Annotated in this window: 10 protein-coding genes; 6 read left to right on the top strand and 4 right to left on the bottom strand. The window is 63.1% G+C overall.

What is annotated here, in order from left to right; all coding sequences use genetic code 11:
- Nucleotides 1-19: 19 nt before the first annotated feature.
- Nucleotides 20-928, bottom strand: a complete 909-nt coding sequence (locus AC07SU_RS11425) for a LysR family transcriptional regulator (protein ID WP_494997066.1) — start codon at nucleotides 926-928, stop codon at nucleotides 20-22.
- A 113-nt stretch (nucleotides 929-1,041) separates the two neighbouring features.
- Here AC07SU_RS11425 and AC07SU_RS11420 point away from each other — a divergent pair, with 113 nt between their 5' ends.
- From AC07SU_RS11420 to AC07SU_RS11395, 6 genes are all read left to right on the top strand, one after another.
- Nucleotides 1,042-2,223 (top strand): MFS transporter, encoded by a 1,182-nt coding sequence (locus tag AC07SU_RS11420; RefSeq protein WP_176998352.1) that lies wholly within the window; start codon nucleotides 1,042-1,044, stop codon nucleotides 2,221-2,223.
- A 54-nt stretch (nucleotides 2,224-2,277) separates the two neighbouring features.
- Nucleotides 2,278-2,988, top strand: a complete 711-nt coding sequence (locus AC07SU_RS11415) for a FadR/GntR family transcriptional regulator (RefSeq protein WP_494997065.1) — start codon at nucleotides 2,278-2,280, stop codon at nucleotides 2,986-2,988.
- A 105-nt stretch (nucleotides 2,989-3,093) separates the two neighbouring features.
- Nucleotides 3,094-4,287, top strand: coding sequence for an L-2-hydroxyglutarate oxidase (lhgO, locus tag AC07SU_RS11410; RefSeq protein ID WP_494997064.1), 1,194 nt, complete (start codon nucleotides 3,094-3,096; stop codon nucleotides 4,285-4,287).
- A 58-nt stretch (nucleotides 4,288-4,345) separates the two neighbouring features.
- Complete coding sequence (locus AC07SU_RS11405) at nucleotides 4,346-5,671, top strand: MFS transporter (protein WP_176998355.1); 1,326 nt, start codon at nucleotides 4,346-4,348, stop codon at nucleotides 5,669-5,671.
- A gap of 81 nt (nucleotides 5,672-5,752) precedes the next feature.
- Nucleotides 5,753-6,604, top strand: coding sequence for a CAP domain-containing protein (locus tag AC07SU_RS11400; protein ID WP_494997063.1), 852 nt, complete (start codon nucleotides 5,753-5,755; stop codon nucleotides 6,602-6,604).
- A gap of 151 nt (nucleotides 6,605-6,755) precedes the next feature.
- Nucleotides 6,756-8,942, top strand: coding sequence for an ATP-binding protein (locus AC07SU_RS11395; protein ID WP_494997062.1), 2,187 nt, complete (start codon nucleotides 6,756-6,758; stop codon nucleotides 8,940-8,942).
- A gap of 3 nt (nucleotides 8,943-8,945) precedes the next feature.
- Here the strand turns inward: AC07SU_RS11395 and AC07SU_RS11390 are convergent, their stop codons facing one another.
- Genes AC07SU_RS11390 through treS form a run of 3 tightly spaced genes read right to left on the bottom strand, consistent with a single transcriptional unit; the run spans nucleotide 8,946 to nucleotide 15,760 of the window.
- On the bottom strand, nucleotides 8,946-10,112 hold the full coding sequence (locus AC07SU_RS11390; RefSeq protein ID WP_494997061.1) for a GGDEF domain-containing protein: 1,167 nt from the start codon (nucleotides 10,110-10,112) through the stop codon (nucleotides 8,946-8,948).
- A 51-nt stretch (nucleotides 10,113-10,163) separates the two neighbouring features.
- Nucleotides 10,164-12,401, bottom strand: coding sequence for a 1,4-alpha-glucan branching protein GlgB (glgB, locus tag AC07SU_RS11385; protein WP_494997060.1), 2,238 nt, complete (start codon nucleotides 12,399-12,401; stop codon nucleotides 10,164-10,166).
- The gene (treS, locus tag AC07SU_RS11380; RefSeq protein WP_494997059.1) at nucleotides 12,398-15,760 is read right to left on the bottom strand and encodes a maltose alpha-D-glucosyltransferase; all 3,363 of its coding nucleotides are present in this window, start codon (nucleotides 15,758-15,760) and stop codon (nucleotides 12,398-12,400) included. The genes glgB and treS overlap by 4 nt, the downstream gene beginning before the upstream one ends.
- Nucleotides 15,761-15,860: the final 100 nt, after the last annotated feature.

Below are 15,860 nucleotides of genomic sequence, written 5' to 3'. Positions count from 1 at the left end.
GGTTCCTGGGAATTTCGCGTCAAGACAGCGGCGATTGTACCTGTTGCAGCCCGCACACCTCACGTAAACATCCGCGCAACCAGCGATGGGCCAGGTCCGCGTCCAGGCGCGGGTGCCAGAGCATCGCCACGGTGAAGGCCGGTAAAGCCAATGGCAACTCGAAGCTGTGCAGGCCCTCGCGCTGGTGGACGGTGTAGCGCTCGGGCACGCTGGCGATCAGGTCGGTGTCCCGTGCCAGTGCGATGGCGGTGGAGAACCCGGCCACGATGGTAATGATCTGTCGCGGCATGCCTTGGGACTCAAGCAAATCATCAATCTGCCCTCGCGCTTGGCCACGGCGGGAGACGTACACGTGTTGCCCTTCGGCATAGCGCCGAATGCTGACAGTCCCCCGGCTGAGCGGATGCCCGCTGCGCACTACACCGATCAAGCGATCACGAAACAGCGCCTGGGTCAGCACCTCGGGGTTGGCACTGGCGTCGACCACACCGGTCTCCAGGTCGACGCTGCCATCGCGCAGCAAGGCGGTGTCCTTGTCGGTTTTAGTGACGAAGCGCAGGCGCACGCCAGGCGCCTCCCGGGCGATGCGCGCGAGCAATGCCGGGCCGAAGTTTTCGACGAACTCTTCGCTGGTGCGCAGGGTGAACGTACGTTCCACCCGGGCCATGTCCAAGGACTCGGCGGGCCGCAACACCGCCTGGGCCTCCTGCACCAAGCGGCTGACCTGCTCACGCAACGCCACCGCCCTGGGCGTCGGCACCAGGCCACGACCCGCGCGCACCAGCAGCGGGTCGCCGGTGGTCTCACGCAGGCGTGCCAGCGCCCGGCTCATCGCCGACGGGCTCAAGCGCAGGCGTTCTGCGGCGCGGGCGACGCTGCCTTCGGCGAGCAACACGTCCAGGGTGATCAACAAATTAAGGTCGGGCATCACGGCTCCTCATCAGGCGTTTCATGCAGGTATTAACTGCATACCCGGCGTCTTCCGCCATGTTAGGCCACGCCATAGAGTTGTGACAGTCGTGTTCACTCAAGGATTTACCCATGCACACTGCTTCACGAGGCGCCCTTGTCAGCCTGTCCCTGTCCATGTTGCTGGCCGCCTTGGGCACCAGCATTGCCAACGTCGGGTTGCCGGCGTTGGCCCATGTGTTTGATGCATCGTTTCACGCCGTGCAGTGGGTAGTGCTGGCCTACCTGCTGGCGATCACGGCGGTGATTGTCAGCGCCGGCAGCCTGGGCGATCGCGTGGGCCGTCGGCGTTTGTTGCTCGCCGGCTTGTTGTTGTTCGCCGTGGCCTGTGGGCTGTGTGGGTTGGCGCCGTCACTGCCATGGCTGGTGGCGGCGCGCGTCCTGCAGGGGCTTGGTGCGGCGGTGATGATGGCAATGACCCTCGCGATGGTCGGCGACACCGTGACCAAGGAACGCACCGGCCGGGTGATGGGCTTGCTCGGCACGATGTCGGCCGTGGGGACCGCGATGGGGCCTAGCGTGGGCGGGATGCTGCTCAGCTTGTGGGGTTGGCAAGCGTTGTTCCTGGTGGGCGTACCCTTGGGCCTGCTGGCCGCTGTCCTCGCCTGTCGCTACCTGCCGCTTGATCGACAGCCCCGGCTTCAGCCCACGGGCGAGCGCTTCTGGTCGCCGCTGAAAAATCCTGCCCTGCGCGTCGGCCTGGTCATCAGCGCGCTGGTGGCCGCCGTGATCATGACCACCTTTGTGGTGGGGCCGTTTTATCTGTCTCGGGGGCTGGGGCTCGATCCCGCCTGGATGGGCCTGGCCATGGCGGTCGGGCCTTGTGTGGCCGCGCTGACCGGTGTGCCCGCCGGCCGTCTGGTGGACCGCCTGGGCAGCCAACGCATGACCCTCGCGGGGCTAGGCGTCATGGCCCTCGGCGCCCTGCTGCTGTCTCTGGTCAGCGGGCTACCGGCCTATCTGGGTTCGCTGGTGTTGCTGACCGCCGGTTACAGCTTGTTCCAGGCCGCCAACAACACCGCGGTGATGAGCGATGTGCAGGCCTCACGCCGTGGCAAGGTCTCGGGCCTGTTGAACCTGTCACGCAACCTCGGCCTGATCTTCGGCGCGTCGGCCCTCGGCGCGGTGTTTGCCTGGGCTACACCGGACGTTACTCGTGCGCTGCCGCAATCAGTCGCCTACGGCCTGCACGTCACCTTTGGCGTGGCGCTTGGCCTGATCCTGTTGGCAGCGGGGATACGACACAAATATTGACAAGTTAAAATCGTAACGACTATTGTCTGACAACCTGATCACCAAGGCAGTCCCATGCTTGAGCTCCAACGCCCCGATTCGCTCGTCGTCCGGGTTGTCAGTGCCATCCGCGCAGAAATCGACTCCGGCCAGCTGCCGCCCGAGTCGCGCATGCCCACCGAACAGCAACTGGCTGAACAACTCAATGTCAGCCGTTCCGTGGTGCGCGAGGCGATTGCCCAGCTCAAGGCCGATGGCGTGATCACCGCGCGCCGGGGCCTGGGCTCGTTCATTTCGCAGACGCCGGCCGGTACGGTATTCCGCTTCCCCCAGGCCGACGGCCGCCGCCCCGACCTGGCGCAGATGTTCGAAGTGCGCCTGTGGATCGAAACCCAGGCCGCCTCGATTGCCGCCCGGCGCCGCGATGATGCCGACCTGCAGCGAATGAAAAGCGCCCTGCAGGCCATGCAGGACAACCGCGACAACTTCGAAGCCGCCGCCATCGCCGACGTCGAGTTCCACCGCGCCATCGCCGACGCCAGCAAGAATGACTACTTCGTGGCCTTCCACGACTTCCTGCGCAGCCAACTGGCCAGTGCGCGCAAGACCGCCTGGGAAAACTCCGCATCTCGCTTTGTGATCGGCTCGGCCGATGCCACTCAGGAACACCAAGCGCTTTATCAAGCCATCGCCGACGGTGACGCCTCACGCGCCGCCGCGAGTGCAGAGGCTCACCTGCGAGCGGCCGCGCGCCGCCTGAGCCTGGAGCTGCCCGCCACCCATTGATTGCTTTAAATAGCGTGTCCCTGGACACGCCCTTTTTTTAACAAAAACATTAGTCTGACAACCTGATAAGCAGACCGAAATGTGCAACCTTAGAGACTCCGCGTAATGATCCACGACTATTGCATCATCGGCGGCGGCATCGTCGGCCTGGCCACCGCCATGGAACTGCTCAAGCGCAAGCCCGGCGCGTCCCTGGTGATCCTGGAAAAAGAGTCGGTACTGGCCAAGCACCAGACCGGCCACAACAGCGGTGTGATCCACGCCGGCATCTACTACGCACCCGGCAGCCTGAAGGCCGACCTGTGCAAGCGCGGCGCCGAACAGACCAAGCAGTTCTGCACCGAACACGGCATCAAGTTCGAGGTGTGCGGCAAGCTGCTGGTGGCGTCCAACCCGCTGGAAATGCAACGTATGGAAGCGCTGTATGCGCGGTCTCAGCTCAACGGCATGAAGGTCGAGCGCCTGGATGCCGACCAGCTGCGCCAGCGTGAACCGAACATCGTCGGCCTGGGCGGGCTGTTTCTCGACGCCACCGGCATCGTCGACTACCGCGAGGTGTGCGAGACCATGGCCGAGGTGATCCGCCGTCGCTGTGGCCAGATCTGCCTGGACCGCACCGTGACCGCGATCCGCGAAGACACCGACAAGGTCACCATCAGCACCCGCAGCGAAACCTGGCAGGCGCGCCACCTGGTGGTGTGTGCGGGCTTGCAATCGGACCGGTTGGCGACGCTGGCCGGGGTGAAGATCGACCACCAGATCATCCCGTTCCGGGGCGAATACTTCCGCCTGCCGCCGGAAAAAAACAACATCGTCAACCACCTGATCTACCCGATTCCCGACCCGGAGCTGCCATTCCTTGGCGTGCACCTCACGCGCATGATCGACGGCAGCGTCACCGTCGGCCCGAATGCCGTGCTGGGCCTGGGCCGTGAGAACTACCGCAAGTTTTCGGTGAACTGGCGCGATGTGGCGCAGTACGCCAGCTTCCCGGGGTTCTGGAAAACCATCTGGCAGAACCTCGGCTCGGGCACCACCGAGATGAAAAATTCGCTGTTCAAGTCGGGCTACCTGGAGCAGTGCCGCAAGTACTGCCCATCGCTGACCCTCGACGACCTGCTGCCCTATGAAGCGGGCATCCGCGCCCAGGCAGTGATGCGCGACGGCAGCCTGGTACACGACTTTTTGTTCGCCCAGACCTCGCGAATGCTGCACGTGTGCAACGCGCCCTCGCCGGCCGCCACGTCAGCCATGCCCATCGGCGCGATGATCGCCGACCGCCTGTTCACCCCCGCGTAACACCCGGCACCAAACGTCCATTTGACAATAACTATAAAGACTCAGAAGGAAGTAACGCATGACGGCTCCCGCCTCCATCCCCAGCACTGAAACACCCGAGCAAACCCGCAAGCGCCTGCGCAAAGTCGCCGCCGCGACCATCTTTGGCTCGATGCTGGAGTGGTACGACTTTTACCTCTACGCCACCATGGCCGCGATTGTGTTTTCGAAGATTTTCTTCGATAACAGCGACCCGAAGACTGCCACGCTGATGGCGTTTTCCACCTTCGCCATCGGCTTTATCGCACGCCCGTTCGGCGGCATCCTGTTCGGCTACCTGGGCGACAAGTTCGGCCGCAAGCAAGTGCTGGTGCTGACGTTCTGCCTGATGGGCGTGTGCACCACGCTGATCGGCCTGATCCCCAGCTACGCTTCCATCGGCATCTGGGCGCCGATCGTGCTGGTGTTTATCCGCATCATCCAGGGCCTGGGCGCGGGTGCCGAGTTGTCTGGCGCGGCAGTGACGTCCTATGAACATGCCTCCCAAAACAAACGCGGCAGCCAGGGTGCCTGGCCGGCGCTGGGCCTGAACCTGGGCCTGCTGCTGTCCTCGCTCACGGTGTACCTGCTGACCATCAACGGCAACGAGTTCCTGCTGGCCGGCGGCTGGCGCATCCCGTTTGTGTGCAGCATCGTGCTGGTGGGCGTGGGCCTGTGGGTGCGCAACAGCATCCCGGAAACCCCGCAGTTCAATGAGCTGAGCAAGGCCGAAAGCAAAGCCAAGGCGTCGCCACTCAAGGCCTTGTTCAAGAACGACCTGAAGGGCCTGGCGGTGGTGTTCTTCGTGGCCATTGGCTACAACGCCCTGAGCTACATCTTCAAGACCTTTTCCCTGGCCTACCTCACCCAGTTCAAAGGCGTGGACGTGCACGTCACCTCGTTGTCGGTGACCATCGCCAGCCTGATCGCCATCGTCGCCGTGCCCTGCTTTGGTTGGCTGTGCGACAAGTGGAGCAGCAAGACCGTGCTGATGCTCGGCGGGGTTTGCTCGTTGCTGTTCGCTTACCCGTTCCTGGCGCTGCTCAACAGCGGCGAAAGCCTGATGATCTACCTCGCCATTGGCGTGGGCACCGGCATCCTCGCGCCGATGATGTTTGCGCCGCAGGGCTCGTTCCTGAGTCGGCAGTTCCCGACCCAGACCCGTTCTTCGGGCTTCGGCACCGGGCGTGAAATCGGCACGGCCATCGCTGGCGGCCTGGCGCCATTAGGTGCGTTGTCGATGGTCGCGGCCTCGGCCACTCACTCCACTGATGGCGTTGTGATAATCCTCGCGGTTTCGGCCTTGCTGGTGGTGGTGTTCGCCTTGTGCGACCAGGGCCGCAAACACTCGGCATTCAAGAACTGAGGAAAAAAGTTCGGACCAACGGGTGCATGGACGCACCTACATCGCGCATCATGGGCACTTTCAAGCTCAAGGGTAACGTCCATGCGCGTTCTGTCATTGATGATGGGTCTTACGACGCTGGCCGCCAGTTTGGTGTTCTGCGCCAGCGCGATGGCGAATGAAGAAAGTCAGTTGGTACAACAGATCAACGATTACCGCAGCCAGGTACAGCGCTGCGGCAACCAGGGTTCCCAGGAACTGCCACCGCTGGCCAGCGACACCCGGCTGGTGCTGCCCGCCACCAACGTTGGCGACCTGCAGCAGGCCCTGGCCCGTGCGGCCTACCCGATGGTCAACGTGCAGGCCATCAGCCTGTCGGGCCCCAAGGATGCACAAGCAGCGATGAAAGCCGTGCGCGAAAGTTTCTGCCGCGTAGTGCTGGACCCGCAATTTGTCGACATCGGCGTGAGCAACAGCGGCCAGGACTGGCGTATCGTGCTCGCCCGCCCGCTGCTGTCCAGTGGCCTGGGCGATTGGCAGACCGAAGGCAAGCAACTGCTCGGCCTGATCAACGCCGCCCGCGAACAGCCGCGCCAATGCGGCACCCAGGCCTTTACCGCAACCACCCCGCTGTCGTGGAACGACGACCTGGCCAATGCCGCCAACAGTCACACACGCAACATGGCCAACGGCAACTTCTTCGACCACCTCGACCACGACGGCCGCACCCCCGGTGACCGTGCCGAACTGGCCGGGTATATCGCCAAGAACATCGGCGAGAACATCGCCGCCGGCCTGGACACCCCACGCAAGGTAGTCGACGGCTGGCTGGCCAGCCCGGGCCATTGCGCCAACCTGATGAACCCGCAATTCCGTGAGCTGGGCGCCGCCTATGCGATGGACCCCAAGAGCGATGCGGGGATCTACTGGACGGGGGTTTTCGGCGCGCAATAACCGATTTTCAGCGGCCTCCACGCCACCGAAGCATCAAATTGATATCATTCGGAAAATCCCGCTGAACTGCCGGCGGGCATTCCGGTCTGTTGCTTGTCAGGCCACCCCTTCCTGGCATTGAATCGACCGAGGCACACAAGGTGTTTTCCCAATGATGAATTGGCTGCAAAGCAGCAGCGACATGGCTGAGCGGGTACGCCAGCATGATTGGGCAACCACGCCCCTGGGCCCGTTGGAACAGTGGCCCGATGTCCTCAAGACCACCGTGGCCTTGTGCTTTGCCTCCAGCTTCCCGCAGTCCATCGCGTGGGGCCCTCACCTGACCATGCTCTACAACGATGCCATGACCCCGATCCTGGGCGACAAGCCCTATGCGCTGGGGCGTCCGTTCAACGAGGTGTGGCGTGAAGCCTGGGCAGAGGTCAGCCCCATCGCCCAGGCGGCCTTCGAAGGGCATGCGACCTATGTCGAAAACTTCCCGCTGGTGATCGAACGCGGCGCCGGGGCCGAGCAGGCGTATTTCACCTTCTGCTACAGCCCGATCCGCGACTCCCTGGGCAAAGTCGTGGGCATGCTCAATACCGTCACCGAAACCACCGCTACCGTGTTTCTCACGCGCCGTCTGGCGGTGCTGGACGCCATCGGCAGTGCAGTGGCCAATGCCATCGATGCAGAAGCCATCATGACCAGCACCACGCGGTTGCTGGCCGAGCACCTGCACGTGTCGAACTGCGCGTATGCCGACATGGACGACGACCAGGACGGCTTCACCATTCGCGGCAACTGGGCCGCGCCCGGGTCACCCAGCATCGTCGGGCGCTACAGCCTGGCGTCGTTCGGCGAGCTGGCAGTGCGCCGCTTGCGCGCAGGCGAACCGCTGGTAATCCATGACAACCGCGTGGAGTTCGCCCCCAACGAAGCCGCCAGCTACCAGGCCCTGGGCGCCTTGGCGACGGTGTGCTTCCCGCTGATCAAGGACGGGCACCTGACGGCCCTGATGGCGGTGCATCACAAGAACGCCCGTGTGTGGTCGCCTTACGACCTGGCCTTGGTGGGCGAAGTCACCGAACGCTCCTGGGCGCATATCGAGCGCGTGCGCGCCGACGCGGCAGTGCGCGACGGGCTGACGGCCATCACCGAATTGAACGCCACCCTGGAGCAACGGGTAGAAGAGCGCACCACCGCGCTGACCCAGGCCGAAGCCGCCTTGCACCAATCGCAAAAACTCGAAGCCATCGGCCAATTGACCGGTGGCGTGGCCCATGACTTCAACAACCTGTTGACCATTATTCGCTCCTCAATGGACTTCCTGCGCCAGCCCGGGCTGTCCGAAGAGCGCCGCCAACGCTACATGGGCGCCGTCTCCGACACCGTCGAGCGGGCCAGCAAGCTCACCAGCCAACTGCTCGCCTTCGCCCGTCGCCAACCGCTCAACCCGGAAGTCTTCGACGTGAGCCTGCGGGTGAAGAACATCGGCGAAATGCTCGAAAGCGTGACCGGTGCGCGCATCCATGTGCAGATTGAGCTGCCTGCCACGCCGTGTCATGTACGCGTCGATTCCAGCCAGTTTGAAACCGCTTTGATCAACATGGCGCTCAACGCCCGTGACGCCATGGACGGCCAGGGCCAACTGACCCTGCGCGTGACTAGCGTGCCGGCCTTGCCGCGCATTCGCGGGGAGGCCGAGGTGCGCCAACCGTGTGTGGCGGTGTCCCTGGCCGACACCGGCAGCGGCATTCCCGGCGACAACGTGGAGCGCATTTTCGAGCCGTTTTTTACCACCAAGGCCGTCGGCAAAGGCACCGGTTTGGGCTTGTCCCAGGTGTTCGGATTTGCCAAGCAATCGGGCGGCAACGTCGATGTGGCCAGCACCCTCGGGCGCGGCACGGTGTTTACCCTGTACCTGCCCGAAGTGGCACCTCCCACCGTGCAACCCACTGCGCTTGCCGAAGAACACGCCCCGCTGCCCGACACCACGCTGCGGCATATCCTGATAGTGGAAGACAACCTGGAAGTGGGCCGCTTCGCCAACCAGATCCTGCAGGATCTCGGCTACCAGACCACCTGGGCCACCGATGCCGAACAGGCACTGGCGCTGGCCGGGGCGGATGCCATGGCCTTCGACGGGATTTTCTCGGACGTGGTCATGCCGGGCATGACCGGCGTGGCGATGGCCAGGCTGCTGCGCCAACGCCGCCCGGACCTGCCGGTGGTGCTCACGTCGGGCTACAGCGAAGAGTTGGCCGACAGCGGCTATGAAGGCTTCGAGTTCCTGGCCAAACCCTATTCGGCCGAGCAGGTGGCACGGGCGTTGGCCAAGTCGATGGCCCGGGACTGAGGCCTACTCCGCGACCGCCACCTGATTGCGCCCCAGGGCCTTGGCCCGGTACAGCGCCTTGTCGGCGGTGTTCATCAAGCTGTGCAGGTCTTGGTCGAGGCTGCGGGTGGTGGCCACGCCCAGGCTGGCGGTCAGGCCGTGCACGGGTTCGGCGGCCAGGCCGGAAATCGCCTTGATCAGTTGCTCGGCGATGTCGCGGGCGGTTTCCAATGAGGTGTTGGGCAACAGCACGGCAAACTCTTCGCCACCCAGGCGGCCGTACACGTCGGCCTGGCGAAACGACGCGCTGATCACCCCGCCAATCTGACGCAACACCTGGTCACCCGCCTGGTGGCCGTAGGTGTCGTTGATGTCCTTGAAGTGGTCCATGTCCATCATCAGCGCACTCAGCGGCTGCTGGTTGTGCCGGCACTGGGCGTACAAGAGTTGGGCGTGTTCGAAGAAGGCGCGACGGTTCATCAGCCCGGTGAGCTCGTCGGTCTGTGCGGCGCGGGTGGAGATGTTGTGGGCGCGTTCCATCTGACGGGTCAGGCGAAAGGCTTTTTCCAGGGCGTCAGACAATTTGCGCGTGGCGCTGACCACAAAGGTCGAGAACACCAGCACCGCAATCGCCACGCCCACTTGCATCGACGACGGCTGAAACAGCAGCCACAGCGTGCACGGCAGCAACACCAGGCCCATGGAGCCCAGGGTCATGTAGCGATAAGCCGAGTAACAGGACACCGCGCTGACCGACATGCCGACGGTAAACAGCATGACCAGCACCTGGGAGACACGGTCGTCGGTGGGCATCACGGCCAGGGCACCCAGGCCCCAGACGCCGGCCGACAGCATCAGCGTAACCCAATAGCGGCGCTCCCAACGGTCGGGAGTGCGTTCGATGTTCGGGCAGCGGAACCAGTCCATGAACATCTTGAGGCGTAGCAGCGAGGTGACCGCCAGCACCACCATCCAGATCAGCATCACCTTATGGTCGAAGCGATCCCAGCACAGCCAGCACAGCATGGCGGCGCCCAGGTAACTGCCGAAAATGGCGGCGAACGACTGACGAAACAGCTGGTGCAAACGGTCCGTTCGCACCTGCTCCTCGATAAAACAATCCTGGTCCCGCCCACGCCCAAGGCCGTTCATGAAATCCGCCTGCTTCGACTGCCACGACAAAGGCGCCATTGTGGCACCCTGCCAGTAGCGCGGACAACAGAATCCAGCACGGTAGAGCCCTTAAAGCGGTTCCGGCCGCAGAATCAGCACGCCAAGGGGCGGCAAATTCAGCGACAGCGACACCGGTTGCCCGTGACGTGGCTCATCCTGAGTAAACACCGCCCCGCCGTTGCCGTAGTTGGAGCCGGCATAGGTGTCGGCATCGCTGTTGATCACCTCACTCCAGCGCCCGGCAAACGGTACGCCCACGCCATAGGCCTCCCGCGGCACCGGGGTAAAGTTGGCGACCACCAGCACCGGCCGGCCATCCTTGCTCCAGCGCAGCCAGGCGTAGACGCTGTTGATCGCGTCGTCGCCGATCAGCCACTGGAAGCCCTGGGGCGCGTCGTCCTGCTCGTGCAACGCCGGTTCCTCGCGATACAGGCGGTTCAAATCGCCCACCAGTTTTTGCACGCCTTTGTGCTCGGCGTATTGCAGCAAGTACCAGTCCAGTTGCTGGTCGTGGTTCCACTCGCGCCACTGACCGAACTCGCAGCCCATGAACAGCAGCTTCTTGCCCGGGTGCATCCACATGAACGCCAGGTAGGCGCGCAGGTTGGCAAACTTCTGCCAGCGGTCGCCGGGCATCTTGTCGATCAGCGAATGCTTGCCGTGCACCACTTCATCGTGGGAGATCGGCAGGATAAAACGCTCGGACCAGGCGTACACCAGGCCGAAGCTCAACTCGTTGTGATGATGGGCGCGGTACACCGGATCCTGCTGGATGTAGTGCAGCGAATCGTGCATCCAGCCCATGTTCCACTTGTAGTTGAAGCCCAGGCCACCCTGCTGGGTTGGCTGGCTCACGCCGGGCCAGGCCGTGGACTCTTCGGCGATCACCAAGGCGCCGGGCGCTTCGAGGGCGACCACGTCATTCAAGTGGCGCAAAAAGTCGATGGCCTCCAGGTTCTCGCGGCCGCCATGGCGGTTGGGCACCCATTCGCCGGCCTTGCGCGAATAGTCGCGGTAAAGCATCGAGGCCACGGCATCCACGCGCAGGCCGTCCACGTGGAAATGCTTGAGCCAATGCAGGGCCGAGGCCAGCATAAAGCCATGCACTTCGGTGCGACCCAGGTTGTAGATCAAGGTGTCCCAGTCCTGGTGGAAACCTTCCAGCGGGTTGCCGTATTCGTACAGCGCGGTGCCGTCGAACTGCGCCAGGCCGTGGGTATCGGTAGGAAAATGCGCCGGCACCCAGTCAAGGATCACACCGATATCCGCCCGATGCAGGGCGTCGACAAAGTAGGCAAAGTCTTGCGGCGAACCAAACCGCGCAGTCGGCGCAAATTGTGACAGTGCCTGGTAACCCCAGGAGCCGCCGAACGGGTGCTCCATGATCGGCATCAGCTCGACATGGGTGAAGCCCAATTGCTGCACATAGGGGATCAAGCGCTCGGCCAGCTCACGCCAGTTGTACTGGCGCGCCACTTCGCCCGCCTCGTCCAGCTCGGCCTGCCAGGACCCCACGTGCAGTTCGTAAATGGACAGCGGCGCGGTGTGCTTCTGTTTCTCGACCCGCGCCTGCATCCACTCATGGTCTTGCCACTCGACCTGCAGCGGTTCGGCGACCTTTGACGCGGTGTCGGGAGGCAACTGCGTGGCCAGCGCCACTGGGTCAGCCTTGAGCGGCAAAATGCCGTGGCTGCCGAGAATCTCGTACTTGTAGGCCGCGCCCGGTTGCAGGCGTGGGATAAAGATCTCCCACACACCCGACGGATGCCGCAGGCGCATTGGGTGACGGCGACCGTCCCAGATATTGAAGTCGCCCACCACCGACACTCGCCGCGCATTCGGTGCCCACACCGCAAAGCGCACACCCTGCACGCCATCGACACTGGTCACCTGGGCGCCCAGGCAACTGCTGAGGTCGCGGTGGTTGCCTTCGGCAAACAGGTACAGGTCCATTTCGCCCAACAGCAATTGGCTGAAACTGTAGGGGTCTTCGGTGATCTGCTCGCCACCGGCCCACTGGATTTTCAGCAGGTAGTCCTGGCGCGTACCGAAGTGGCCGACAAACAAGCCCGGCACCAGGGTCGCATCGAGGCTGCCGATGGGGTCGCCACTGTCGCGCGCCAGTACCTGGACACTCAAGGCTTCCGGCAGGAAGGCGCGGATAAATTGGCCGCCCTGCTCGTCATCATGGGGCCCGAGAATCGAGAACGGGTCATGGTGTTCGGCGCGTACCAGCGCCTCGACATCTTTGGCTGCCGGTAATGCAGTCAACTTCGGTTGCAGCGGTTCTTTATGTGTAAAGCTCATGACGTCTCCCCACCGCGTGCAGTTTTCGATATAGGTGCTTGCTCACTGGAAGCGACCCCGCTGAGTAAACCGTGCAACCCTTGCAGGGGCACCGGCAACCAGGTCGGGCGGTTTTCCGCTTCGTAGGCCACTTCGTACGCGGCCTTCTCCAGGCTGAACAACGTCAGCGCTGCGTCCTGGCCGTTGGCATCCTGCCAGTCATGCGCCAGTGTAGACGTAGCTGCCTGATAAGCCTGGATAAATGCCTCGCGCGCCTCTTTCAGGTAACGCTCGGTTACCCGTCTGCGCGCCAACTCCGCTTCGGGCGAGTGATCCACGCCCTGAACATTGAGGGCCATGGCCGCCGCGTAATCAAACGAGCGCAGCACGCCACTCACATCTTTATAAGGGCTGTGCTTGCCACGCCGTTCATGTAACGGACGCGCCGGTTCCCCTTCAAAGTCGATCAGGTAGGCATCGCCCTGTACCACCAGTACCTGGCCCAGGTGCAAGTCCCCATGTACCCGGATGCGCAGCCCGCCTTTCGTGGCTTTGGCCAAGGCCTGCACGTAACGGCCTATGGCTTTTTCCCGGGCCAGCAATTCACTGACCAACGCCTGATCCGCGGGGTTCAACCGGGTTTCATGAAGTTTGAGTAATTGCAGCGCCCGGTCGAGCTGCGCGCCCACATCCCGGGCCCAGGCCTGGGTGTCCTTCGCCGTGGTCACCTCGGGCGCAAAGTCCTTGTTCGGCGTGCTTGCGCCCAAGACAACGTGCATTTCTCCCAGGCGTTGCCCCAGCAACCCGGCAAAGTCCTGCAACTCGCCAAGGGCGTTGTAATGCTGTTCCTGCTCGGAGATCGCCTCGGCCAACTCATCCCGAATCGCCCGCTCCAGGCTGTTCTGTGTCCAGGCCCACGCGTCGCCCTGATTGCTCAGGTAACCCTGGGCAATCATCAGCAGGTTGTCCTGCCCTTGCCCGTCACGGCGGATCACCGACCCCATCAGCGGCGAAATATTCGGATAACCCGCCTCGGTCAGGTACGCGCTCATTTCCAGTTCGGGGTGCACCCCGGAGGCCACCTTGCGGATCAGCTTGAGTACCAGGCTTTCACCCACCACCACCGAGCTGTTGGATTGCTCGGCCGACAGGTAACGCACCTGCGCCTCATCGGTCAGTTGCAGCGCCGCCAGGTGCGGTGTGGCGGCAAAGCGCAGGGGACCATCGCTGGAATCAATTACCGTACCGGCCTGCAAGCCCTGGATGACCGCCCGAATAAAGTGCTCAAGGCTGAAGGCATCGGTCACCAGCCCGACCTGGCGCGTGCGCCGTACCCGGGCCAGCGCCAACTGCTGGGGCAACGCCGTGGTGAGCTGGTCTTCGGCCAGAAACCCCAGCGGCAGTTGATAGCGGCTGACCTGGCCGTCGCTGGTCACCTCGATTTCACTGAGCAACACCGGGTGCTGCGGGTCGCCAAAGCGCACACCGTAGGCGATATGCACGCGGTCAATGGCGGCGTCCTTGCCAGCAAACCAACGGCGCTTGGGCAGCCAGGCCGGCAATGAGGTGTGCTCAAGGGTGTCGCGGCACGGCGCTTCCAGGAGTTCTTCCATACGTTTCTTCAGAACCAATGTGGTGAAGTCCGGCATGCTCTGGGCCGGCTCCACATGCCAGCTCGGCATCTGGTTTTCCGCCGCCAGCACGAACCAGTAGAAACCGTAAGGCGCCAACGTCAGCAGGAAATTTAGCTGGCCGATGGGCGGGAAGGCATTCCCGCCGAGCATCTCCACCGGCACCATGCCGGCGAAGGCCGACAGGTCCAGCTCGGCCGCCTGGGCACTGCGGGACACGTTGGCCACGCACAAGATGATCTCGGTGCGGCCGTCCTCCCCGGTGAACTCCCGGGTGTACGCCAGGATGCGCCGGTTGCTCGGCGAGAGCATTTTCAAGCTGCCCCGGCCAAATGCCTTGGATTGCTTGCGCACGGCGAGCATGCGCCGGGTCCAGTTCAACAGCGAGTGCGGGTCTTGGGTCTGGGTCTCGACGTTGACAGACTGGTAACCGTACAGCGGGTCCATGATCGGCGGCAGCACCAGGCTGGCCGGGTTGGCACGGGAGAAACCGCCATTGCGGTCGATGGACCATTGCATCGGCGTACGTACGCCATCGCGGTCGCCCAGGTAGATGTTGTCGCCCATGCCGATTTCATCGCCGTAATACAGGGTGGGCGTACCGGGCATCGACAGCAGCAGGCTATTGAGCAGTTCGACGCGGCGACGGTCACGCTCCATCAACGGCGCCAGACGCCGGCGAATGCCGAGGTTGATCCGCGCACGACGGTCGGCGGCGTAGTAGTTCCACAGGTAGTCGCGCTCTTTGTCGGTGACCATTTCCAAGGTCAATTCATCGTGGTTGCGCAGGAAGATCGCCCACTGGCAATTGGCAGGAATCTCCGGGGTCTGGCGCAGAATGTCGGTGATGGGGAAGCGATCTTCCTGGGCCAGGGCCATGTACATACGAGGCATCAACGGGAAGTGGAACGCCATGTGGCATTCATCGCCGTCGTCGCCCTTTTTGTCGCCAAAGTAGAGCTGGGTGTCTTCGGGCCATTGATTGGCTTCGGCCAGCAGCATGCGGTCGGGGTAATGCGCATCGATTTCGGCGCGAATCTGCTTGAGCACCTGATGGGTCTCGGGGAGGTTCTCGTTATTGGTGCCATCGCGTTCGATCAAGTAAGGAATGGCGTCCAGGCGCAGGCCGTCGATGCCCATGTCGAGCCAGTAGCGCATCACCGACAGCACGGCCTCCATAACTTTCGGGTTATCGAAATTCAGGTCCGGCTGGTGGGAATAGAAGCGGTGCCAAAAGTACTGGCCGGCCACCGGATCCCAGGTCCAATTGGACTTTTCGGTGTCGAGAAAAATGATGCGGGTGCCGTCGTACTTCTGGTCGTCATCAGACCACACGTAGAAATCCCGCGCTGCCGAGCCGGGCTTGGCCTTTCGCGCCCGCTGGAACCAAGGGTGCTGGTCGGACGTATGGTTGATCACCAGCTCGGTGATCACCCGCAGACCACGCTTGTGGGCCTCAGCGATAAAGCGCTTGGCGTCGGCCAGGGTGCCGTAGTCGCTATGCACACCTTGATATTCGGCGATGTCATAGCCGTCGTCGCGCCGTGGCGAGGGGTAGAACGGCAGCAGCCAGATCGTGTTCACGCCCAGGTCGGCGATGTAGTCCAGTTTGGCGATCAGCCCTGGAAAATCACCGATACCGTCGTTATTGGCGTCGAAATAGGATTTGACGTGAACCTGGTAGATCACCGCGTCCTTGTACCAGAGCGGGTCTTTGATGAAGGTGGACGGTGTGGGTTTCTTCGCCATTGGAAACTCCTGGAATTCTTTGACATTTGCCCGATGGAGCACGGTCAATGTGGGAGCTGGCTTGTCGGGTCGCCGCATCGCTGCGATAGCGGTGTGTCAG

The organism is Pseudomonas sp. GW821-FHT05H12, from assembly GCF_059419385.1.
Note: the sequence above shows the minus strand (reverse complement) of the source record. Positions and strands in the feature narration are given on the sequence as shown.

What these genes read in the sequence shown, in the direction of transcription:
- AC07SU_RS11425 (WP_494997066.1), bottom strand. Translation starts at nt 928, where the DNA reads ATGCCCGACCTTAATTTGTTGATCACCCTGGACGTGTTGCTCGCCGAA.
- AC07SU_RS11420 (WP_176998352.1), top strand. Translation starts at nt 1,042, where the DNA reads ATGCACACTGCTTCACGAGGCGCCCTTGTCAGCCTGTCCCTGTCCATG.
- AC07SU_RS11415 (WP_494997065.1), top strand. Translation starts at nt 2,278, where the DNA reads ATGCTTGAGCTCCAACGCCCCGATTCGCTCGTCGTCCGGGTTGTCAGT.
- lhgO (WP_494997064.1), top strand. Translation starts at nt 3,094, where the DNA reads ATGATCCACGACTATTGCATCATCGGCGGCGGCATCGTCGGCCTGGCC.
- AC07SU_RS11405 (WP_176998355.1), top strand. Translation starts at nt 4,346, where the DNA reads ATGACGGCTCCCGCCTCCATCCCCAGCACTGAAACACCCGAGCAAACC.
- AC07SU_RS11400 (WP_494997063.1), top strand. Translation starts at nt 5,753, where the DNA reads ATGCGCGTTCTGTCATTGATGATGGGTCTTACGACGCTGGCCGCCAGT.
- AC07SU_RS11395 (WP_494997062.1), top strand. Translation starts at nt 6,756, where the DNA reads ATGATGAATTGGCTGCAAAGCAGCAGCGACATGGCTGAGCGGGTACGC.
- AC07SU_RS11390 (WP_494997061.1), bottom strand. Translation starts at nt 10,112, where the DNA reads ATGGCGCCTTTGTCGTGGCAGTCGAAGCAGGCGGATTTCATGAACGGC.
- glgB (WP_494997060.1), bottom strand. Translation starts at nt 12,401, where the DNA reads ATGAGCTTTACACATAAAGAACCGCTGCAACCGAAGTTGACTGCATTA.
- treS (WP_494997059.1), bottom strand. Translation starts at nt 15,760, where the DNA reads ATGGCGAAGAAACCCACACCGTCCACCTTCATCAAAGACCCGCTCTGG.